The sequence below is a fragment of the Kribbella sp. VKM Ac-2568 genome, assembly GCF_004345365.1.
Taxonomy (GTDB): Bacteria; Actinomycetota; Actinomycetes; order Propionibacteriales; family Kribbellaceae; genus Kribbella; species Kribbella orskensis.
The window spans coordinates 452,626-474,608 of sequence record NZ_SLVF01000002.1; the positions used below are offsets into that span (position 1 = coordinate 452,626).

The following is a 21,983-nucleotide window of genomic DNA, read 5'->3' on the forward strand; positions in this document are numbered from 1 at the left end:
GGACCAGGCGTCTCCCGAATTACCTCCCGGTCACCCGGGAGGCCGGAACTACTTCAGCCGGAACTACTTCAGGAAGTCGGGGATGTCCAGGTCGTCGTCATCGTTGTCGGGCTTGCGCGGCTGACGCTGCGGGGCCGGCTGCGACGACGGCGAGTTCGACGGGCCCGTGGTCGGCCAGGTGTGCTGCGTCGGTGCCGACGGCGTCGGGGTCGGCGGGTGCGGGACCGGCGGCTGGTTGGACTGCGGCTGCGCGGTCCGGACCGGCTCGCCCGCCTGCGGACGAGCCGAGTGGGTGGTCCCGCGGTTCTGATCCGTGTTCGGCACCGGAACCGTGTCGTCCGTCACCGGCGTACCGGCCGGCGGCTGGTAAGACTGTTGCGTGGCCGAGCCGGCGTCGGGCTGCCCACCTTGCGGCTGTGCGCCGGCCTGGCTCGCGGTCGGCGGCGTGCCGTACGGCGGCGGCTGGCTGGGCGCCTGCTGATCGGGTGGGGTGGTTGCCTCAGCCTCGGCCGGGGTCGAGCGCGGCACCCCCTGGGTAGCCACGTCACCACCGGCGGCGGGCAGGCGACTCTGCGGACGGGCGCTGTTCATCGCCTGCTCGCGGCGCTTCGGCATCCCGCCGTCGAAGCCGGCCGCGATCACCGTCACCCGCACCTCGTCACCGAGGGCGTCGTCGATGACCGCGCCGAAGATGATGTTCGCGTCGGTGTGCGCGGACTCCGAGACGAGCTGGGCCGCCTCGTTGATCTCGAACAGGCCGAGGTCGGAGCCGCCCGCGATCGACAGCAACACGCCGTGCGCGCCCTCGATGCTTGCCTCCAGCAACGGCGAGGAGATGGCCGCCTCGGCAGCCGCGACCGCGCGGTCCTCACCCCGGGACGAGCCGATACCCATCAGCGCGGAGCCGGCGTTGGACATGACCGCCTTCACGTCGGCGAAGTCCACGTTGATCAGGCCGGGGGTGGTGATCAGGTCGGTGATGCCGGAAACACCCTGCAGCAGCACCTGGTCGGCCTGCTTGAAGGCGTCCAGAACGGAGACGGCGCGGTCGGAGATCGTCAGCAGGCGGTCGTTCGGGATGACGATCAGGGTGTCGACCTCTTCACGGAGGGCGGCGATACCGTCCTCCGCCTGGGTCGCCCGGCGCTTGCCCTCGAACGAGAACGGCCGGGTCACCACACCGATCGTCAGCGCTCCGAGGGAGCGCGCGATGCGGGACACCACCGGCGCGCCACCGGTGCCGGTGCCGCCGCCCTCGCCCGCGGTGACGAAGACCATGTCGGCGCCCTTGAGCGCCTCCTCGATCTCCTCCGCGTGGTCCTCGGCGGCCTTCTGGCCGATGGCGGGGTTCGCACCGGCGCCGAGTCCGCGGGTCTCCTCGCGGCCGATGTCGAGCTTGACGTCCGCGTCGCTCATCAACAGAGCCTGCGCGTCCGTGTTGATGGCGATGAACTCAACGCCCTTCAGACCGTGCTCGATCATCCGGTTCACGGCGTTGACGCCGCCTCCGCCGATGCCGACGACCTTGATGAGTGCCAAATAGTTCTGCGGTGCCGCCACGTCCGCGCCTCTCGCCTCGTTCTGTTCCCGTTATGGCCGGTTGGCCGTCCGAGCTGCGCCTGCCTCGGACCCTTCCGTACACCGATCCCCGTTGTCCGGCAGCCGGAAAAGCCTGAACCTCAAGTGGATGGTTAGAGTTATCTCAACGGTAGATTGATTCGAACGCTACGGGACCCGATCCGGCAATGTCCACGCGCCTCGCCGCCGGTCCCACGATGAGTGCCGTTGTGTCGGCAGTCACTTCTTTTCGCCTTTGGTGACAGGAAGATCGGGCGCCGACACGTCGTAGACCTTCGCCTCCCGGCGCATCAGCACGCTCAGTACTTCGGCCTTGCGCGCGCTGTCATCGGAGCTGCCCCAGACGACCTTCACCGTGGAGCCGAGGTTGAGGGTGATCGAATCCGGCGAGGCGGCCGAGATCGACTCCACCTCCGACCGCAGCTTCACCGGCAGCGCGGCCGAGACCGTCACCACCGAGCGGATCGTGACGTCGCGCCGGCTGCCGACCACCAGGGCCTCGGGCAGTCCCTCCGGCCTGGCCGGCACGGTCTTGAACGCGACCCCGGTGGCGTCGACCAGCTCGAAGTTGCTGCCGTCCGTCACCACCACGACCGGCACCCTCTCGGTCACCACGATCTTCAGCTGGTTCGGCCAGGCCCGGGTGACCTGCGCGTCCGCCACCGCCTGGATGGTCCGCACCCGCTCGGCGATCGCGGCCAGGTCGACCTTCACCAGCGGCGTTCCGGTCGGCGCCTCGGCCACCTGGGTGATCGTTGCCACCGGCACCGTATCGGCGCCGGACACCTTCACCCCGGAGACGGCGAACACGGACGAGAAGTAGAACAACCAGACGGTGATTCCGCCGAGCACCACGACCAGGCCGCCGACCGTCCAGGGCAGCCAGCCGCGCCATCGCACCAACCGCTGCCGGCGCGCGAACCGCTGCTGTGCCCGGGCCAGGTCAGTGCTCTGGCTCATCCCCCGCTCACCACCGGCTCACTCCGCGGCCGCCGCCTGGGCAGCCGCCCGCTCGGCCAGCAGGCCGACCACCTCGGGCCCGATCAGCGTCACGTCGCCCGCACCGAGGGTGACCACCAGGTCGCCCGGCTCGGCGATGTCCGCGACCAGCCGCGGTACAGCGGACCAGGACGGCTCGAACCGAACCTGGTCCGGCTTGAGCGGCACGTGGTTCGCGATCAGCGCACCGGTGACGCCCGGCTCGGGGTCTTCCCGGGCCGCGAAGATGTCCATCACCACGACCTCGTCGGCGAGCGCGAGAGCCTCGGAGAACTGGGTCGCGAAGATCCTGGTGCGGCTGAACAGGTGCGGCTGGAAGCACGCGATCACGCGGCCCTCGCCCGCCACCGTGCGGGCCGCCGTCAGGTCGACGGCAAGCTCGGTCGGGTGGTGCGCGTAGGAGTCGAAGACCCGGACGCCGTCCTCCAGGCCCTTGAACTCGAACCGCCGGCCGGTCCCGGTGAAGGACGCGAGGCCCTCGGCCAGGTCGGCCGCGGAGAAGCCCAGGCCGAGTCCGACGGTGAGGGCGGCCGCCGCGTTCAATGCGTTGTGCTTGCCCGCCTGCTGCAGGTTGACCACCGGAAGCTTGCGGCCGTGGAACACCGGCACGAACGACTGGGTCGCCCCGGTCGCGGTGATCTCGGTGACCCGGGTGTCCGCGTCCGCCGACTCGCCGTACGTGCGGACGTCGATGCCGCGGGCGCGGGCGAACTCGGCCAGCCGGCGCGCGCCCGGGTCGTCGAAGCAGATCACCATGAACCCGCCGGGGATGACCCGGTCGCAGAACTGCTCGAACGCGAGCCGGTAGCTGGCCTCGTCGCCGTAGTTGTCCAGGTGGTCCGGCTCCACCGACGTGACGATCGACACCTCGGGGCTGTAGGTCAGGAAGGAACGGTCGGACTCGTCGGCCTCGGCCACGAACAAGTCGCCGCTGCCGTCGTGCGCGTTCGAGCCTGACTCGTTCAGGTTGCCACCGATCGCGTACGACGGGTCGGCGGCGCAGTGCTGCAGCGCGACGGTCAGCATCGAGGTGGTGGTGGTCTTGCCGTGCGTACCGGCCACGGCGATCGTCCGCCGGCCGACCATCACCGACGCGAGCGCGGCGGCCCGGGGCAGGATCGGGATGCCGGCCTCGCGGGCGGCAACCACCTCAGGATTGGTCTCCCGGATCGCGGTCGAGACGACGACGGTGTCCGCCTCGGCGACGTGCTCCGCGGCATGACCGACCCAGCAGGTCGCGCCGAGGGCGCGGAGCGCGGCGAGCACCCTGCCGTCCTTGGCGTCCGAGCCGGAGACCTCGATCCCGCGGGCGGCCATGATCCGGGCGATGCCCGACATCCCGGCGCCGCCGATACCGATGAAGTGGACCTTGCCCAGCTTCTCCGCGGGCAGATTCGTGTCAGGTGCGGTGACGATCACGAAGCAGACCTCACCACATCGAGGATGATGCGCGCCAACCGGTCGTCGGCGTCGGTGCGGATCACGCCCTGGGCTGCGGTGGACATGGCTGTCAGACGCCCGCGGTCGTGCAGAAGTTGCGGAACCGTCGCGCGAACCCAGTCCGGCGTCACCGCGGCGTTGTCGACGACCAGCCCGCCGCCCGCATCGACCACTGGCTTGGCGTTCAGCACCTGCTCACCGTTACCGTGCGGCAACGGAACGTAGATGGCCGGCAGTCCGACGCCCGACACCTCGGTGACCGTGTTCGACCCCGCCCTGCACACCACCAGGTCGGCGGCGGCGTAGGCGTAGTCCATCCGGTCAACGTAGGACAGCACCCTGTACGGGTACGGGCCGCCCTGCGCGACCTCGAGCGAGTTCTTCGGCCCGATCGCGTGCAGCACCTGGATCCCGGCGGCCTGCAGATCGCCGGCCGCGCCGGCGAACGCCTCGTTCAGCCGCTGCGCGCCCTGCGAACCACCCGTGATGAACAGGGTCGGCGCGTCCGGGTCCAGCCCGAAGAACTGCCTGGCCTCGGCCCGCAGAGCCGCCCGGTCCAGCGTGGAGATGGCCCGGCGGATCGGCAGCCCGACGTACTGGGCGTGGGGCAGGTCCGTGCCGGGGAAGGAGGTGATGACGTTCTGGGTGCAGTAGCGGGCGGCGAACTTGTTCGCGATGCCCGGTACGGCGTTGCCCTCGTGCACGACGATCGGCGTCTTGCGGCGCCACGCGGCGACGTACGCCGGGGTCGAGACGTAGCCGCCGAAACCGACCAGGACGTCGGCCTTGGCCTCGTCCAGCACCTTGCGGGCGGCGTTCACCGAGCCGAGCATCCTGCCCGGTACCGCGAACAGCGCGGGCGTCGGCTTGCGCGGCAGCGGGACGGGCGGGATCAGCTCCAGCCGGTACCCGGCCTCGGGGACCACGCGGGTCTCGAGACCGCGCTCGGTACCGAGAGCGAGGATCTCGACCGTCGGGTCGATCCGGCGCAGGGCGTCGGCGGTGGCGATCAGGGGTGAGGTATGGCCGGCGCTACCGCCGCCGGCCAGGACGATGCTGGGCACAGCTTTCAACGCTCCCGCGTGTTCTCACGGCCGGTTCGGCCAGGTGTGCGCCACGAAGACATCCACCCGAACCGAGGCCGCCGGGTCTCCTTCAGGGCGGCCTGCGCGCCGGGCTCCGCCTTCGCGAAGGACAGCAGCATGCCGATCGCGATCAGCGTCGGCAGCAGTGCGGACCCACCGTACGACAAGAGCGGCAGCGGGATACCCACGATGGGTAGCAGTCCGATCACGGCGCCGAGGTTGACCAGCGTCTGGGCCATCAGCCAGACGGTGATTCCGGCACTCGCGTAGCGGACGAACGGGTCCGTGTTCCGGGTCGCGATCCGGACCCCGACGTAGGCCAGGGTGAGGAACAGCGCGAGCACGGTGAGCGAGCCGATCAGGCCGAGCTCCTCACCGATCACCGAGAAGATGAAGTCGGTGTGCGCCTCGGGCAGGTTGCCCCACTTCTGCCGGCTGTTGCCGATCCCCACGCCCCACCAGCCACCGGTGGAGAGCGCGTAGAACGAGTGGTACGCCTGCCAGCCCACGCCGGCCGGGTCGGACAGCGGGTTGGTGAAGTTCATCAGCCGGTCCATCCGGTGCTGCGCCGTGCTGACGAAGTACGCGGCGATCGTGCCGACCACCACGATGGTGGCGACGAACAGCCGGGTCGGCGCGCCGACCACCCAGATCATCCCGATCATCACGGCCATCAGCACCAGCGCGGTGCCGAGGTCGTGCTGGCCGACGATCAGCGCGATCACCAGGCCGCAGACCGGCACCATCGGCACCAGCAGGTGCTTCCACTGGGTCAGCAGCTTCTGCTTGCGGGCGTAGAGGTCCGCGCACCACATCACCAGCGCCAGCTTGGCGAACTCGCTCGGCTGGATCTGCAGCGGACCGCCGAGGTTCAGCCAGTTCGTGTTGCCCTTCACGCCGACGCCGAGTCCCGGCACGTAGGTGAGGACGAGCAGGAACACCGACCCCAGCAGCGCGACGTATGCGAGCATCCGGAAGTGCCGCGGCGTCATCCTGGAGGCGACGTAGGCCATCGGCAGGCCGACGCCGACCCAGATCAGCTGGCGGTAGAAGATCGTGTAGCTGTTGCCGTTGGCGCGCAGCGACAGCACGCTCGACGCGGACAGCACCATCAGCAGCCCGAGCACCAGCAGCAGACCGGTCGCGCCGAGCAGGATGTGGTACGACGTCAGCGGGCGGTCCAGCACGTCCCGGATCGCTGCCAGCCAGGGGCGCTCGGTGCTCGAGCCCGGCCGGTCCTTCGACTGACCGGTGTTCGGCTGATCCGTGATCGTCGTCATGCGATCACCTCCGGATCAGTGGTCGCCCAGCCGGTGTACGGCTTGCGCGAAGGCGTCTCCGCGGGCTCCATAGTTGGCGAACATGTCCCAGGATGCGCAGCCGGGCGCGAGCAGCACGGTGTCACCCACCCGAGCCAGCTTCGTCGCCTCCCCCACCACGATCTCCATGGCTCCAGTGTCGGTTGCCGCCACGATGATCACCGGCACATCCGGCGCGTGTCGGGCAAGTGCTTCGGCGATCACCTGCTTGTCCTGGCCGAGCAGCACGACACCCCGCAACCGGTCCTTCGCCGCGGTCACCAGTTCGTCGAAGGTGGCACCCTTCGCCTGCCCGCCGGCGATCCAGACGACGTGCTCGTAGGCGAGCAGCGAAGCCTGCGCCGCATGCGGATTGGTCGCCTTCGAGTCGTCGACATAGTTGACCCCGGCAACTTCGGCCACGTGCGCGATCCGGTGCGCGTCGGGCCGGAACGCCCGCAGCCCTTCCCGCACCGCCGACGCCGGTACGCCGTACGCCCGGGCCAGGGCGGCTGCCGCGAGCGCGTTCGCCACGTTGTGCGGGGCAGGCGGGGTGATGTCCTCGATGGTGGCCAGCTCGAGGGCGGAGGAGGCCCGCTGCTCGACGAACGCGCGATCGACGAGGAGCTCGTCCACCAGGCCGACCATCGAGATGGCGGGCGTGCCGAGGGTGAAGCCGATCGCCCGGCAGCCCTCGATCACGTCGGCGTCCATCACCAGTTGCTCGGTCGCCGGGTCGGCCACGTTGTAGACGCAGGCCACCTGGCAGTTCTGGTAGATCCGGCCCTTGTCCTTGGCATAGGCATCCATCGAACCGTGCCAGTCGACGTGATCCGGCGCGAGGTTCAGCACGGCCGCGGAGTGCGCGGACATCGAGTGCGTGAAGTGCAGCTGGTAGCTGGACAGCTCGACCGCGATCACGTCGTACGGCTGGGGGTCCATCACCACCTCGAGCAGCGGCAGCCCGACGTTGCCGGCGGCAACCGCCCGCTTGCCGGCCGCGGTCAGGATCGACGTAAGCATCTGGACCGTGGTGGTCTTGCCGTTGGTCCCGGTGACGCACAGCCAAGGGGCGGCGTTGGCGGGATCACGGAGCCGCCAGGCCAACTCGATCTCGCTCCAGATCGGGAGGTCCCGCTCAGCCGCGGCTGCCAGCAGCGGGGCGTGCGGCGGGATGCCCGGCGAGGTGACCACCACGTCCACGTCGGCCGGCAGCTCGGCGGTGCTGCCCGGGCCCAGCGTGATGGTCGCGCCGAGGGTCTCGAGGATCTGCGCCTTCTCGCGCAGCGCCTCGTTGTCCCGGTCGTCGAGGACCGTGACGTACTCCGCGCCCACTTGCAGCAGCGAGTCCGCGCACGCGTAGCCCGCCGTACCGAAGCCGAGGACGACGAACCGGGTGGTCGCCCAGCCCTTGCCGTTCCGGTCCTGCAGGTCTGTCATCCGGCCACCCATTCCGCGTAGAACAAGCCGAGCCCGGTGGCGACGCACAGGCCGGAGATGATCCAGAACCGGATCACCACGTTGACCTGTTCCCAGCCGAGCATCTCGAAGTGGTGCTGCAGGGGCGCCATCCGGAACAGCCGTTTGCCCACGCCGGAGGTGTGCTTGGTGATCTTGAACCACCCGACCTGCAGGATCACCGAGGCGGTGATGATGACGAACAGGCCGCCGAGCAGCAGGACCAGCAGCTCGGTCCGGGTCATCACGCCGAAGCCGGCCACCGCGCCGCCGAGCGACAGCGAACCCGTGTCGCCCATGAAGATCTTGGCCGGCGACGCGTTCCACCACAGGAAGCCGAACAGCGCGCCGGTCAGCGCCGCCGCCACGACGGCGAGGTCGTGCGGATCTCGTACTTCGTAACACTTGGAGCCCGGTGCCGTCGCGCAGCTCTGGTTGAACTGCCAGATGCAGATCAGCGTGTAGGCGCCGAACACCATCATCGAGGCACCCGTGGCCAGGCCGTCCAGACCGTCGGCCAGGTTGACGCCGTTCGACATACCGGCGATCAGCAGCAGGATCCAGATCACCACGAGCACCGGCGCCAGGTGCAGCCACGGGATGTCGCGGATGAACGAGATGAACGGCGAGGCCGGGCTCTGACCGCGGTCGTCCGGGAACTGCAGCGCCAGAACAGCGAACGCGACCGCGACCACCGTCTGGCCGGCCAGCTTCGCCTTGCTGCGCAGGCCGAGGCTGCGCTGCCGGACGATCTTGATGAAGTCGTCCAGGAAGCCGACCGCTCCCATCCCCGCGAACAGGAACAACACCAGCAGCGCCGAGGCGCTCGGCGGGGTCATCGTGAACAGCTTCGCCGCGAAGTACCCGACGATGGCCGCGATGATGAACACCGCGCCGCCCATCGTGGGCGTGCCGCGCTTGGTGTGGTGCGAGGTCGGTCCGTCGTCGCGGATCAGCTGGCCGTAGCCGCGCCTGGCCAGCAGGTTGATCGCCAAGCGCGTGCCGAGCAGCGTGAGCGCCATCGACACCGCGCCCGCGAGCAGGATGGAGATCACTGCGAGTCCTCCTCGAGCAGGGCGTCAGCCAGCCGTCTCAGGCCGGCCGCCTTCGACGACTTCACCAGGACCAGGTCTCCGGGCCGCAGTTCCGCGCGGAGCAGTCGCAGCGCGTCGTCGATGGTCTCCACGAAGGCTGACTCGTTGCCCCAGGATCCTTCCAGCGACGCGCCCAGGTGGATCGGCCGGGCTCCCTCGCCGACCGCGACCAGGCGGTTCACATCCAGCCGGACGGCCAGTCGGCCCACCGCGTCGTGCTCCTCCCTGCTGGTCTCGCCGAGTTCGAGCATCTCGCCGAGAACGGCCCAGGTCCGGGCGCCCCGGCTCCGGCCGATGGCGACCAGCGACTTGAGCGCGGCCCGAACCGAGTCCGGATTCGCGTTGTAGGCGTCGTTGATCACAGTCACGTCGTCGGACCGCCGGGTGACCTCCATCCGCGCGCTGGACACCAGGGTGGCGGCGTTGAGGCCGTCGGCGATCTGCTGCGGGGTGAGGCCCAGCGCCCGCGCCACGGTCGCGGCGGCGAGCGCGTTCGCCACGTGGTGCTCGCCGACCAGCTGCAGCTGAACGAGGTGCTGCTCCCCGTCGAGCTGCAGCGTGAAGGCCGCTCGCCCGTCGCCGTCCAGCTTCGGCTCACCCGCTCGTACGTCGGCCGCGGGCGCCTCGCCGAAGGTCATCACCGTCTGCTCGGTCCGGCTCGCCATCGCGGCGACCCGGGGGTCATCGGCGTTCAGTACCGCGGTCCCACCGGGCACGACCGCCTCGATCAGCTCGCCCTTGGCGACGGCGATCGCGTCCTGGCTGCCGAACTCGCCGATGTGCGAGTGGCCCACATTGAGCACCAGGCCGACCTTCGGCGGAGTGATCCGGCACAGGTAGGTGATGTCGCCGACGTGCCGGGCGCCCATCTCCGCGACCAGGTACCGGGTGTTCTCGTCCGCCTGCAGCGCGGTCAGCGGGTGGCCGAGCTCGTTGTTGAACGATCCGACCGGCGCGACCGTCTGGCCGTACGGCTGGAGCAGCTGAGCGATCAGATCCTTGGTGCTGGTCTTGCCCTGCGATCCGGTCAGCCCGATCACGGTCAGGTCCGGCAGGCGGCCGATCACGTACTTCGCCAGGTCGCCGAGCGCGGTTTGCACGTCGCCCACCACGATGCACGGGCTGCCATCGATCGGCCGCGCGGTGATCGAAGCGGTCGCACCGGCCTCGGCCACGGCGGCCACGTAGTCGTGCCCGTCGACATGCTCGCCCGGAAGCGCGACGAACAGGCCGCCCGGCTCGATCTTGCGGGAGTCGATCACCACAGCGGCGTCGACGACTGCCGCCGGATCGACGCCGGCGAGCTCACCGCCCACCGCTTCGGCGAGCTGGCCGCAACTGAGTGGGATCACAGTGCTGTCTCCTGGGTCGCCGCCATCAACTGGCGCACGGTCTCGCGGTCGTCGAACGGGTGGATCACGCCGCCGACGTCCTGTCCTGTCTCGTGGCCCTTGCCGAGCACCACCACGGTGTCTCCCGGGCCGGCCAGCTCGATCGCGGCGGCGATCGCCTGCCGGCGGTCGCCCACTTCGCGCAGATCCACGTCCGGCACCGCCGCCCGCGCGCCGTCGATCGCCGCGGCGCGGATCGCCGCCGGGTCCTCGCTACGCGGGTTGTCGTCGGTCACGATCACCACATCCGCCGCCCGGGCCGCCGCGGCACCCATCGCGGGCCGCTTGCCCGGATCACGGTCTCCGCCGCAGCCCACCACCGCGAACAACCGGCCCTTGGTCGCCGTCCGTGCGGCGACGAGCGCCAACTCGACGGCGTCCGGCGTGTGGGCGTAGTCGACGATCACGGACAGGCCGTCGGCGCGGGAGAAGGTCTCCATCCGCCCCGGCACCGCCGCGTGCTGCAGCCCCGCGGCGATCGCGTCGGCCGGTACGTCGAGCTGCCGCAGCATCGCCACCGCCAGCAGCGCGTTCGCCACGTTGAAGTCGCCGGGCAGCCCGATCTCGACGGTCAGTGACCCCGACGGCCCCTGGATGTCGAGGACGGCGCTGCCGTGCTCCGACTGGTGTGTCCCGCTGACGGTCCAGTCGGCGTCACCGATGGTCGACACCGTGACGAGCGGAACCACCGTCTGGTTGGCGAGACGGCGGCCGTACTCGTCGTCGATGTTCACGACGGCCAGGTCGCACCGCTCGGGAGTGAACAGCGACGCCTTGGCGGCGAAGTACTCCTCGAAGGTCTTGTGGAAGTCCAGGTGGTCCTGGGTCAGGTTGGTGAACCCGGCCACCGCGAAGCGCGCGCCGTCCACCCGGCCCATCGCCAGCGCGTGGCTGGACACCTCCATCGCGCAGGAGGCGACGGCCTTCTCCCGCATCACCGCGAACAACGCCTGCAGATCGGTGGCTTCCGGCGTGGTCCGGACACTCTTCACCACCTCGTCGCCGATCCGCGTCTCGATCGTGCCGATCAGCGCGGTCCGGCCGACGTTCCGCAGTACCGAGTCGAGCAGGTAACTGGTGGTGGTCTTGCCGTTGGTGCCGGTGACGCCCAGCAGGCGCAGTTCCTTCGTCGGCTCGCCGTAGATCTTCGAGGCGACCGCGCCGAGCACCTCGCGTGGCTTGGCCACGACCAGCACGGGCAGGCCGGTGGCTCGTGCCCGCTCCTCGCCGGTCGGGTCGGTGAGGATGGCGACCGCTCCCGCGGCGTGCGCGTTGGCGGAGAAGCCCGCTCCGTGCGTGATCGCGCCCGGCAGCGCGGCGTACAGGTCTCCCGGCAGGATCGAGCGGGAGTCGAGCGACACGCCGGTCACTGAGACGTCAGAGATGCCCGTCGGGGCGTGGGCTCCGGCGGTTCGGGCTAGCTCGGCAAGGCCGACAGGTACGGTCCGCTGAGGCCTGATCGCCGCAACGGCTCCGCCTGCGGCGGTTGGGGTGGACACGGGCCCAGAGGCTACCGCTCCGGGCCTTGTCATACCTACCTGACCCAGCGTCACCAGGTCAGCGGCACGACGGGCTGCTTCGCACCGGTCGGCGGGACGACGTACTTCTGCAAGGCGTAACTCATCACATCGCGGAACACCGGGCCTCCTTGACCACCACCGCTGCGCCCGTTCGTCGGGTTCTGCAGTACGACGTACGTAACGAAGCGCGGGTTGTCGGCCGGAGCGAATCCGGCGAAAGAAGTCGCCCACTTGCGGTAGCAGCCGCAGGCCGAGTCCACTTCCTGCGCAGTACCGGTCTTGCCGGCCACGCGGTAGCCGTCGATCGCGGCCTTGGTCGCCGTACCGCCCTTGGCGGTGACGGCCTCCATCATCATCGAGACCTGCTTGGCCGCGGAGTCGCTGACCACCCGGCGCGGCGGCGCGGCCGGGTTCGGGATCGTGGTGCCGTTGCCGTCGACGTAGTTCTTCACCAGCTTGGGCGGCATGTAGACCCCACCGTTGGCGACCGCGTTAACGGCGGCCGTCATCTGTACCGCGTTCGCGGACAGGCCCTGGCCGAACGCCACGTTCGACCGGGTCAGTTCGGTCCACTCGTCACCCGGGGGCATCAGGCCGCGGCTCTCGCCGGGGAAGTTCAGCCCGGTCGGCTCGCCGAAGCCGAAATCCTTCAGGTAGTGCACGAACTCCGGGATCCGCATCTGCTGCGACGCGATGATGGTGCCGACGTTCGACGACTTGGCGATCACGCCGGCGATGGTGAGGTTCAGCGTGCCGTGGTCGAAGTGGTCCCGGATCGTCCGCCGCTGCACGGAGATGCTGCCGGGCACCTTGAGCTTGGTGTCCAGCGAGATCTTGCCGGCGTCGGCCAGCGCGGCCATCGTGACCACCTTCTGCACGCTGCCCGGCTCGTAGACCTGCTCGAGCGCGGGGTTCTTCAGCGCCCCTGCCTTGACCGGCTTGTTCGGGTCGTAGGTCGGGTAGTTGGCCATCGCGAGCACCTCACCGGACTTGACGTCCATGGTGACCACCGTGCCGGACGCCGCCTTGTACTGCTTGACCGCCTGCTCGATCCGCTTCTCCGCGAACCACTGCAGGTCGGCGTCCAGGGTGAGCTGCGCGGTGACGCCCGGCTTCGGCTCCTCGACGGTGTGGTCGGCGTTCGGGATTTTGTTGCCCTTGGCATCCACCTCGTACATCGCCTTGCCGTCCTGTCCGGACAGCTTGTCGTTCAGGCCGTACTCGAGCCCGGCCAGACCCTTGCCCTCGGCACCGACGATGCCGACCACGTTCGCGGCGATGGTGCCGTTCGGGTGGCTGCGGATCGGGTCGGACTCGGTGTAGAGGCCGGCCAGCAGCGGCGCCTTCTGCTCCTTCGGCAGACCCTGGTTCGCCTCGTTGATCTTGACGTTGCGGGCCTTGAGCTCGGCCTCGATCTGGTTCCACGTCTGCGGGCTGACCTGGTGCGCGAGCAGCACGTAGCGGCCCTTGCGGGTCAGGTCGGCCAGCAGCTTGGGGTACGACGTACCGGCGATCTTGCCCGCCAGCAGCGACGCCAACTGAGGAGCGGCCGCGGTCGTCTGGGTCGGGTCGGCGGTGATCGCCACCGCGTCCTCCGACACCGACAGCGGTACGCCGTTGCGGTCCAGGATCGCGCCACGGGACGCGTGCAGCACGAAGGGCTTGGTGTTCTCCTTCGTCGCCGCCAGCGCGTACGAGTCGGGGTCGACACCCTGCAGCAGGATCAGCCGGCCCGCGAACAGCGACAGCACGAACGCCATCACGCCGAAGGTCACCCGCAGCCGCAGCGCGGGACGACCGAGCTTCAGCGTCCGCGGCGGACGCTTCGGCCTCGGCTCGCGCGGGGGCCGCCTGTTCTGCGGCGGACGCTTCCTGGGCGGCTGCCCCCCGGTACGGCGCGGCGCGGCGCGGCCGTTGCCTGCCGCAACAGCCGCGACCTTCCGTGGGCGTCCCGGAGCGGCCTTCTTCGCCGCGGCCTTCCTCGGGGCGGCGGCCTTCCTCGGATCCGCGGCCTTCCTCGGGGCCGCAGTCTTCCGTGGGTCAGCAGCCTTCCTCGAGTCGGCAGACTTCCGCGGGTCGGCGGTCTTTCGCGGGGCGGCGATCTTCCGTGGGTCGGCAGCGGACGGCCGGCGTGCGGCTGTCTTGCGCGGGTCGGCTGCGTCGCGTGAGGCGGCCGTCTTGCGAGGGCCGTTCGGGTTCCTGCGGGGCTCACCTGCGCGGCTTGCGGACTTGCGAGGCTCTCCCGTGGCCTTGCGCGGTCCGTCAGCACGCGGTGCTGTCTTCCTGGGGGCTGCCGTACCATCGGCCGCCTTCCGGGGGACGCGGGGTGCTTCCCCGCGCGGCTCCCCGGTGCGCCTCCGCGGCTCCCCCTTTGCAGGTTCGCCGGTGCGACCGGGACGCTGCGCATTGGAGCGCCCGCTCTCCGTAGCGGCCGGACGGCGAGGGGAGGCCCGCCGCAGCGGGTCGCCCCGCTCCGGATCACCGCCACGTCTGCGTGGCGGCTCGTTGCCCCGTCGCTCCGTCATCCGATCAGCCCCCGGTCGCTGTGTTGGCGCGTGCCCCTGTCGTGGTGCCTGATGTCGTCGTTCCCGATGGTGCGCCTGGTGTCGCGGGCGGCTTGGTCGCCGGCGGCTTCGTCGTGGTGTTGGCCGGCGGCTTGGTGGTGGTACTGGCCGGTGGCTTGTTCGCGCGGTTGGCGGTCCCAGTGTTGGGCGTGGTGGTGTTGCCCGCGGGCGGTTTCGTGGTGCCGGTGGCGGGCGGCTTGGGCGTGACGGCCGGCGGCTTCGGGACCACCGGTGTGGACGGAGTCGCGCCGGTCGGCGTCCCCGGGCCGAACATCGCCGTACCGGTGCCGGCCTTGCCCTCGGCGGGAACACCGAGCACCTGCCCGTCGGACAGCCGCAGGAAGACCGGGTTCGGGTTCGGCACCATGCCCATCTTCAGGGCGCGATCGGCCAGGTTCTGCGGCGACTCGAGCGTGCGGACCTGGCGCTCCAGCTGCTCCTGCTGGTCGCGCAACTGGTCCGCCTGCTGGTTCAGGCTGGTCACCTGGAACGTGCCGCGCTGCAGCTCGGTGTTGAGCAGCAGCAGGCCGACCAGGCCGGCCGCGAGCAGCGACAGCACGAAGATGACGAACGGCATCCGCGGCGGCCGGAACGGCGCGCCGTAGACCACCCTGAGCTTCGGCTCCGCCTTCGCGGCCGGCGCCGGCGTGACCCGCGCCTTGGACGGGCTGAACACTGTGCTCATCAGGCCACCAAGCCCTTCTCGCGAACGCGTTCGGCCGCCCGCACCCGGACCGAGGCGGAGCGCGGGTTCTCCGCGAGCTCTTCCTCGGTGGGCCGCTCGGCTCCACGGGTCAGCAGCTTGAGGTAGGGCTCGTGACCGGCCGGAATCACCGGCAGGTCATCGGGCACGTCGGACTTGGTGCCGGCCGCCAACGTCTGCTTGGCGATCCGGTCCTCCAGCGAGTGGTAGCTCATCACCACGATCCGGCCGTGCAGCGCGAGCGCCGCGACGGCCGAGGGCAGCGCGCGCCGCAGTACCTCGAGCTCGCCGTTGACCTCGATCCGCAGCGCTTGGAAGGTCCGCTTGGCCGGGTGCCCCCCGGTCCGGCGGGCCGCCTGCGGGATCGCGTCGCGGACCAGCTCGGACAGCCGGGCGCTGTTGGTGAACGGCTCGGTCTCGCGCGCCTTGACGATCCGGTCCGCGATCCGCCGGGAGAACTTCTCCTCGCCGTACTGGAACAGGATCCGGGCCAGGTCGGCCGCGCTGTAGGTGTTCAGGATGTCCGCGGCCGTGGTCGGGGCGGTGCTGTCCATCCGCATGTCGAGCGGCGCGTCCTGCGCGTAGGCGAAGCCGCGGTCCGCCTCGTCCAGCTGCATGGAGGAAACACCGAGGTCGAAGAGGATCCCGTCGATCGCGGGGATGTCCAGGCGCTCGAGCACCTGCGGCAGCTCGTCGTACACGGCGTGCACGAATGTGGTGCGCTCGGCGTACGGCGCTAGGCGCTCGCCGGCCAGGCGGAGTGCTTCGGGGTCGCGGTCGAGCCCGACCAGGTGGGCCTCCGGGCAGGTCCGCAGGAAGGCCTCGGAGTGACCGCCGAGCCCCAGGGTGGCGTCGACGAGGACGGCACCGGGGTGCGCGAGGGCGGGAGCGAGGAGGGCAACGACGCGGTCGAGCATCACCGGGACGTGGCGCGAGGAGGGCTCGGGAGTCGGCATGGCGTCAGCCCACCGAACCCTTCGCACCGCGCTCAGCACCGTCCATCTCGACCCTTCTATCGCCGCGGGAGCGACCCTGCCCCCGCGGGTTCTCTTGCACTGCGTCCTGCTGGTGACCGGTTCCGGGCCCGGTGTGCGGCGGGCCTGGATCCGGCTGGGTGGTGCCGGGTGGTGCCGGGTGGTGCCGGGTGGTGCCGGGTGGTGCTGGGCGGGCTGAGCGTCCGTCGCGGTGGAGCGGTGCGTCGTCCGGTCAGATCGCGGGTACGCCTTCCGGGGAAGTACCTGTCGTCTTGGCGCCGGGGAAGTGACGCCAAGGCCGGAGGTCGGAAGTCGGACCCGTGATCTCACCGGACGCTCTCCGGCTCTGCTCGCGGGCAGCTTCTAGAAGATGCCGGGCAGTACCTCCTCGGACAGGTCGGCGAATGCCTGCTCCTGCTCCGCGGAGTACCTGTTCCAGTTCTCCGTGTTCCAGATCTCCACCCTGTTCATCGCCCCGATCACGACGCAATCGCGATCCAGTCCGGCGTAATCGCGCAGCATCGGCGGGATGGTGACCCGGCCCTGCTTGTCCGGCACCTCGTTCGAGGCGCCGGCGAACAACATCCGCAGGTAGTCCCGCGCACCCTTGTTGGTGATCGGGGCCTGCTTCAACTGCTCTGTCAGTTGGACGAACTCCACTTCAGGCCACACGAACAGCGACCGCTCCTGTCCGCGCGTGATCACCAGACCCTCCGCAAGTTCGTCGCGGAACTTCGCCGGCAGGAACAGCCGGCCCTTGTCGTCGAGCTTGGGGAAGTGAGTTCCGAGGAACACGCTCCACCTCCCCGTTGCGGACCCTCCGACTCAGGTCGAGCTTGTCGTCTACCATTTCAGTACCACTGCGCTCCACCTTACTCCACTTTGCCCCACCGTCAACCAAATCCGCCCCGTTTCGCTCCGCCGTACGCTGGAGGTCACAGATCAGCAACAACGGGTGAGGGCCATTTCGATGAACGCCGAAACGACTGGTAACGAAACGCGCGGAGATCTAGGCCGGACCCCGGACCCAGGTGAGAATGAGTCGGCCATCAACCAATGGGGAGGACCAAGGGTGAGCACCACCGCGACCAGCTCGGCCATGGATTTCGACGAGCTGACAGAGGTGGCGGGACGGGTCCGCCGAGCCATCGAGACAGTGATCGAGGGCAAACCCGACGTGGTCGAAGTAGCCGTGACCGTGCTGCTGGCCGAAGGACATCTACTGATCGAGGACGTGCCGGGCGTCGGTAAGACGATGCTCGCGAAGGCGCTGGCCCGGTCGATCGACTGCACTGTCCGGCGGATCCAGTTCACGCCGGACCTGCTGCCGTCGGACATCACCGGCGTGTCGGTCTTCAACCAGGAGGTCCGCGACTTCGAGTTCAAGCCGGGCGCGGTGTTCGCGAACATCGTCGTCGGTGACGAGATCAACCGTGCCTCGCCGAAGACGCAGGCCGCGCTGCTGGAGTCGATGGAGGAGCGCCAGGTCACCGTCGACACCACGACGTACCAGCTCGAGGCGCCGTTCATGGTGATCGCGACGCAGAACCCGATCGAGATGGAGGGCACCTATCCCCTCCCCGAGGCCCAGCGCGACCGCTTCATGGCCCGGCTCTCGATGGGGTACCCCGAGCCGGCCGCCGAGCTGCGGATGCTCGACGGGCACGCCGCCAACGAGCCCCTCGATAATCTCCAGCCGGTGACCGACGGGCAGGAGATCCTGCGCCTGGTGAAGACCGTGCACTCGGTGCACGTGTCCGAGTCGGTCAAGGAGTACGCCGTGGCGCTGGTCGGCGCCACCAGACGGTCGCAGGAGTTGCGGCTGGGCGCGAGCCCACGAGCCACGCTGCACCTGATCCGGGCCGCCCGGGCCGCGGCGGCGCTGGACTCGCGCGAGTTCGTGCTCCCGGACGACATCCAGGAGCTCGCCGTACCGGTGCTGGCTCACCGCGTCCTGCCGGCCGCAGAGGCCCACCTCGGTGGGCGGAGCGCCGCCGACATCATCTCCGGGCTGGTGGCCTCGGTGCCGCTGCCCCGCACTCGTCGGGACTGAGACATGCGGCAGGCACTGCGCGGACTGACCACCCGGGGACGGGCATTCGTCGCAGCCGGGATCACCGCTTCGTTGTGTGCGCTCCTGCTCGGCCAGAAGGACCTGCTGCGGGTCGGCATCCTGCTGGTGGCCCTGCCGATCATCGCGGCACTGGTCGTCGGCCGGACCCGGCTGCGGCTGCAGGTCCGGCGCAGCCTCACGCCGGACCAGGTCTCGGTGGGCAGCCAGGCGACCGTCGAGCTGGCCCTCAGCAACCAGGGCCGGATGCCCGCCGGGCTGTTGCTGCTGGAGGACCGCATTCCTTATGTACTGGGACACCGGCCGCGGTTCGTGGTCGACCGCGTCAGCCCCAACTGGCGGCGTACGGTCTCCTACCCGGTGAAGTCCGACGTCCGCGGGCTGTTCCAGGTCGGGCCGTTGATGCTGACGGTCGCGGACCCCTTCGGGCTCGTGGAGACCAGCAGGACGTTCACCCGCAGCCAGCACCTGCTGGTCACGCCGCGGGTGTTCAAGCTGCCCGAAGTACGGCTCGGCGCCGACCGCGCGGGGTCCGGTGAGAACCGGCCGCGGGCGATCGCCTCCGCGGGTGAGGAGGACGCCACTGTTCGCGAGTACCGCGACGGCGACGACCTGCGCCGGGTGCACTGGCGGTCGACGGCGCGGCGTGGCTCGTTGATGGTCCGCCGGGAGGAGCAGCCCTGGCAGAGCCGGTGCTTGATCTTCCTGGACGCGCGGACCATCTCCCACCACGGGCACGGGCCGTCGTCCAGCCTCGAGTGGGCCGTCAGCGCGGCCGCCTCGGTCGGCGCGGACCGGATCCGCCGCGGCTACGCGACCACCCTGCTCGGGGGGCCGACCACGCTCTCCGCGATCAGCCACCGCAGCTCGACCGCGGTGCACCAGCCGCTCACCACCCAGCAGTTGCTGACCGAGTGCGCGACGGTGGAGGAGCACAAGTACGCCGAGATCGGTCCGCTGCTGACCGTCGACCGGCACTACCAGGAGCCGAGTCTGGTGGTCGCGATCGTCGGCGCCTGCGGCTCCGAGGACATCACCTCGCTGAACCGCTGGCGGACCAGCCAGGCGACCGGGGTCGCGCTCTTGCTCGATGCGGCAAGCTGGGCAGTAGGTGCGGAGGGAACCGAGAAGTCGGCCCGGCTGACCGCTCAGACCGACGCCACCGAGAACGAGCTGCGCCGCAACGGCTGGCGGGTCGCCAGAGTGCAGCGCGGTGACCATCTCCCGACCGTGTGGTCCACCCTGGGACTGCGGAGCGGAAGGATCGCATGACCGGCCACGTCAGGATCTCCCTCGCCGCCTGGGTAGCGACCGTGCTGGGCGCCCTGGTGCTCACGCCGGTCTTCTCCGGACCGTTCCTGTTCATCAGCGCGTTCCTCTGTGGCGCCGTCACCGGCACTGGGATCCTGCTGCAGAACTGGCGTGCCCCCCGGTTCGTCGTACCGGTCGTGCAACTGGCCGTCCTGGTCGAGCTGATCTCCTTCTTCTTCCTGCGGGACACGCTGAAGTTCGGGCTGTTCCCGTGGAAGGAGACGGTGCTCGAGTTCAACGACCAGATGGTCAACGCGATGGACTCGATCAACCGCTTCAGCGCGCCGCTGCCTCCGGACTCCCACCTGACATTGTTCGCCGCCTCCGTGATCGCGGCCGCCGGGCTGCTGATCCACCTGGTCGCCGTACAGCTCAAGCAGGCGGCTTGGGCGGGCCTGCTGTTGCTGACCATGTACACGGTGCCTGCCGCGACCGTGCACGGCGGACTGCCGGCGCTGCTGTTCATCCCGCCGGCCGTCGGCTACATCGTGCTCCTGTCGGCCGAGGGCCGGACCAGGCTCAGCCGTTGGGGTCGCCGGATCTCCGGGGTCTCACACCTCGACGCGTCCGAGCCCATCGAGGCCTCGGCGCTCGGGCAGGCCGGCCGCCGGATCGGCCTGACCGTGGTCGCCCTTGCCACCCTGCTTCCGGCCCTGCTCCCCGCACTGCCCGAAGGTGTGGTCGGGAACGGACTGGCCGGTGGTGGAGCCGGCGGCGGTATCGGCGCCTCCATCACGACGGCCGACCCGATGCTCGACATGGGCAAGAACCTGAAGCGCGGCGACAACGTGACCGCGCTGACCTACACGGGCAAGCCGACCTACCTGCGACTCACCTCGCTCGACCTCTTCGACGGCCGGACCTGGCGGCTCTCCCCGCGCCAGGAGGGCCAGAAGATCACCAACTCGCCGCTGAGCCCCCCGCCCGGTTTCGCCGGCGACCTCGGCAAGCTGGGGCAGACGAAGATGAAGATCGAGGTGACCCGGAACTTCCGGTCCCAGTTCGCGCCGGTGCCGTATCCGCTGCGGACGATCTCGCTGAAGAACCGGTGGCGCTTCGACACCAGCTCGCTGGACGTCGTCTCCGCGAACGGGCAGGTCGTCGGCGGGCAGAAGTACGAGCTCAGCTACTACGAGCTGGCGCCGACCGCCCAGCAGCTGAACGACGCCGTCAACGGCACCGCGCCGGACCAGTTCACCAGCTCGGTCCCGAGCCGGACGCCCAAGAGCATCCGGAATCTGGCGAGCCGGGTCACGCAGGGCTCGAATGGCAACCACTTCCAGGAAGCGGCCATGCTGCAGGAGTGGTTCCGGACCAGCGGCGGATTCACCTACAGCACGGCGGCCAGCAGCGAGAGCGGGATGCGCGCGCTGGAAGCCTTCCTGACGGACAACAAGACCGGGTACTGCGAGCAGTTCGCGACCGGCATGGCGCTGATGGCCCGCATCCTCGGCATCCCTGCCCGGGTCGGCATCGGCTTCCTGCCCGGCCAGCCCGCCAAGGACAACCAGAACGTCGTGAAGATGCACGACATGCACGCGTGGCCCGAGCTGTACTTCCAGGGCTACGGCTGGATCCGCTTCGAGCCGACGCCGTCGGCCCGGGTGGCGACTCCCCCGACCTGGACGAACGCCGTACCGCCAGGCACCAACACGCCGAGCATCTCGCCGAGCACCGGACCGGTGAGCCCGGGCCAGAGCGAGGACCCAGGCATCAGCAAGCCAGTCAACCCGCGCGAGCTGCCGGAGGACAACGGCATCGGCGTGATCGACACCGGCAACTGGTGGACCAACGGCGGCGGTAAGGCGATCGGCCTGGGCGTCGGCGCGATCGCGCTGCTGTGCATCCCCTGGCTGATCCGTAGTCTGACCCGCCGCCGCCGGTTCGCCCGCCCACCGGGACGCATCGGGGTCGAGGGCCTGTGGGCCGAGGTTCGCGACACGTCGCGCGACCTGGGACTCGACTGGTCCGAGATCGCCACGCCGCGGCAACTCGGCACCTGGCTGACCACTAAGCTCCCCGCCGAGAACCATGCCCAGGCGCTGAAACTGGCCCGAGGCGTCGAGTCCATCCGGTACGCCGGCCAGGCCGACGCGGAGGTGGACCTCCGCACCGAGGCTGCCGCGGTCCGCAAGGCACTGTGGAGCCAGGCCAAGCTCTCCCGCCGCTGGCGAGCCCGGATCCTGCCGCCCTCGTGGCGCTGGTACCTCAACCGAGGCAGCGCCGAGGCCTCCGACCTCCTCGACGAGTTCGACCTCCTCCTAGCCCGCATCCGCTCCGCGATACTCCCCCGCCGAGCCCACTAACCAACCGCAAAGCAGCCCCGCTCCACCCGAGCGGGGCTGCTCCTTTCTCGGACCGCAAGGCGCGAGGCGGGACCCGCGGCTCAGGCGCGAGGCGGGACCCGCCGCTCAGGTGCGAGGCAGAGGCCGTGGCCGGGCTCGAGGAGTTGGCGCGCCGCCTGGGCGCGAGGAGGTGACGTGCGGCCTGGGTGCGA

Annotated in this window: 15 protein-coding genes and 1 pseudogene; 3 read left to right on the forward strand and 13 right to left on the reverse strand. The window is 70.1% G+C overall.

The window, feature by feature from the left end; translation table 11 throughout:
- Nucleotides 1-557 precede the first annotated feature (557 nt).
- The 13 genes and pseudogenes from ftsZ to mraZ all read right to left on the reverse strand — a co-directional run.
- Nucleotides 558-1,560, reverse strand: a pseudogene (gene ftsZ / locus EV648_RS05940) (cell division protein FtsZ); the annotation flags it as partial.
- Between the two features lie 237 nt (nt 1,561-1,797).
- Nucleotides 1,798-2,538 carry a cell division protein FtsQ/DivIB gene (locus tag EV648_RS05945; protein ID WP_132285847.1) on the reverse strand — a complete coding sequence of 247 codons (741 nt, stop codon included), beginning with the start codon at nt 2,536-2,538 and terminating at the stop codon, nt 1,798-1,800.
- An 18-nt stretch (nt 2,539-2,556) separates the two neighbouring features.
- Nucleotides 2,557-3,996, reverse strand: coding sequence for a UDP-N-acetylmuramate--L-alanine ligase (gene murC / locus EV648_RS05950; RefSeq protein WP_132285850.1), 1,440 nt, complete (start codon nt 3,994-3,996; stop codon nt 2,557-2,559).
- The gene (murG, locus tag EV648_RS05955; protein WP_132285853.1) at nt 3,993-5,081 is read right to left on the reverse strand and encodes an undecaprenyldiphospho-muramoylpentapeptide beta-N-acetylglucosaminyltransferase; all 1,089 of its coding nucleotides are present in this window, start codon (nt 5,079-5,081) and stop codon (nt 3,993-3,995) included. The genes murC and murG overlap by 4 nt, the downstream gene beginning before the upstream one ends.
- 5 nt (nt 5,082-5,086) lie before the next feature.
- Nucleotides 5,087-6,382 (reverse strand): putative lipid II flippase FtsW, encoded by a 1,296-nt coding sequence (gene ftsW, locus EV648_RS05960; protein WP_132285856.1) that lies wholly within the window; start codon nt 6,380-6,382, stop codon nt 5,087-5,089.
- Between the two features lie 15 nt (nt 6,383-6,397).
- Nucleotides 6,398-7,840: a UDP-N-acetylmuramoyl-L-alanine--D-glutamate ligase gene (gene murD / locus EV648_RS05965; RefSeq protein WP_132285859.1), complete on the reverse strand. Its 1,443-nt coding sequence runs from the start codon at nt 7,838-7,840 to the stop codon at nt 6,398-6,400.
- Nucleotides 7,837-8,913, reverse strand: coding sequence for a phospho-N-acetylmuramoyl-pentapeptide-transferase (gene mraY / locus EV648_RS05970; RefSeq protein ID WP_132285862.1), 1,077 nt, complete (start codon nt 8,911-8,913; stop codon nt 7,837-7,839). The genes murD and mraY overlap by 4 nt, the downstream gene beginning before the upstream one ends.
- A complete protein-coding gene (gene murF / locus EV648_RS05975; protein WP_132285865.1) occupies nt 8,910-10,304 on the reverse strand; it encodes a UDP-N-acetylmuramoyl-tripeptide--D-alanyl-D-alanine ligase in 1,395 nt (464 codons plus the stop codon). Before murF ends, mraY begins: the two co-directional genes overlap by 4 nt.
- Nucleotides 10,301-11,842, reverse strand: coding sequence for a UDP-N-acetylmuramoyl-L-alanyl-D-glutamate--2,6-diaminopimelate ligase (locus tag EV648_RS05980; RefSeq protein ID WP_241994923.1), 1,542 nt, complete (start codon nt 11,840-11,842; stop codon nt 10,301-10,303). Before EV648_RS05980 ends, murF begins: the two co-directional genes overlap by 4 nt.
- 50 nt (nt 11,843-11,892) lie before the next feature.
- On the reverse strand, nt 11,893-13,623 hold the full coding sequence (locus EV648_RS05985; RefSeq protein ID WP_241994924.1) for a penicillin-binding protein 2: 1,731 nt from the start codon (nt 13,621-13,623) through the stop codon (nt 11,893-11,895).
- A 769-nt stretch (nt 13,624-14,392) separates the two neighbouring features.
- Nucleotides 14,393-15,112 carry a hypothetical protein gene (locus EV648_RS05990; RefSeq protein ID WP_132285870.1) on the reverse strand — a complete coding sequence of 240 codons (720 nt, stop codon included), beginning with the start codon at nt 15,110-15,112 and terminating at the stop codon, nt 14,393-14,395.
- Nucleotides 15,112-16,086 carry a 16S rRNA (cytosine(1402)-N(4))-methyltransferase RsmH gene (rsmH, locus tag EV648_RS05995; protein WP_132285873.1) on the reverse strand — a complete coding sequence of 325 codons (975 nt, stop codon included), beginning with the start codon at nt 16,084-16,086 and terminating at the stop codon, nt 15,112-15,114. Before rsmH ends, EV648_RS05990 begins: the two co-directional genes overlap by 1 nt.
- Nucleotides 16,087-16,467: 381 nt before the next feature.
- Nucleotides 16,468-16,899, reverse strand: coding sequence for a division/cell wall cluster transcriptional repressor MraZ (gene mraZ, locus EV648_RS06000; RefSeq protein ID WP_132188004.1), 432 nt, complete (start codon nt 16,897-16,899; stop codon nt 16,468-16,470).
- 304 nt (nt 16,900-17,203) lie between these two features.
- Here mraZ and EV648_RS06005 point away from each other — a divergent pair, with 304 nt between their 5' ends.
- From EV648_RS06005 to EV648_RS06015, 3 genes are read left to right on the forward strand one after another with little or no spacing between them, the layout of a single operon-like run.
- The gene (locus tag EV648_RS06005; RefSeq protein WP_132286717.1) at nt 17,204-18,157 is read left to right on the forward strand and encodes a MoxR family ATPase; all 954 of its coding nucleotides are present in this window, start codon (nt 17,204-17,206) and stop codon (nt 18,155-18,157) included.
- A 3-nt stretch (nt 18,158-18,160) separates the two neighbouring features.
- Nucleotides 18,161-19,447 (forward strand): DUF58 domain-containing protein, encoded by a 1,287-nt coding sequence (locus EV648_RS06010; protein WP_132285876.1) that lies wholly within the window; start codon nt 18,161-18,163, stop codon nt 19,445-19,447.
- The gene (locus tag EV648_RS06015) at nt 19,444-21,792 is read left to right on the forward strand and encodes a DUF3488 and transglutaminase-like domain-containing protein (protein WP_132285879.1); all 2,349 of its coding nucleotides are present in this window, start codon (nt 19,444-19,446) and stop codon (nt 21,790-21,792) included. Before EV648_RS06010 ends, EV648_RS06015 begins: the two co-directional genes overlap by 4 nt.
- Nucleotides 21,793-21,983 lie beyond the last annotated feature (191 nt).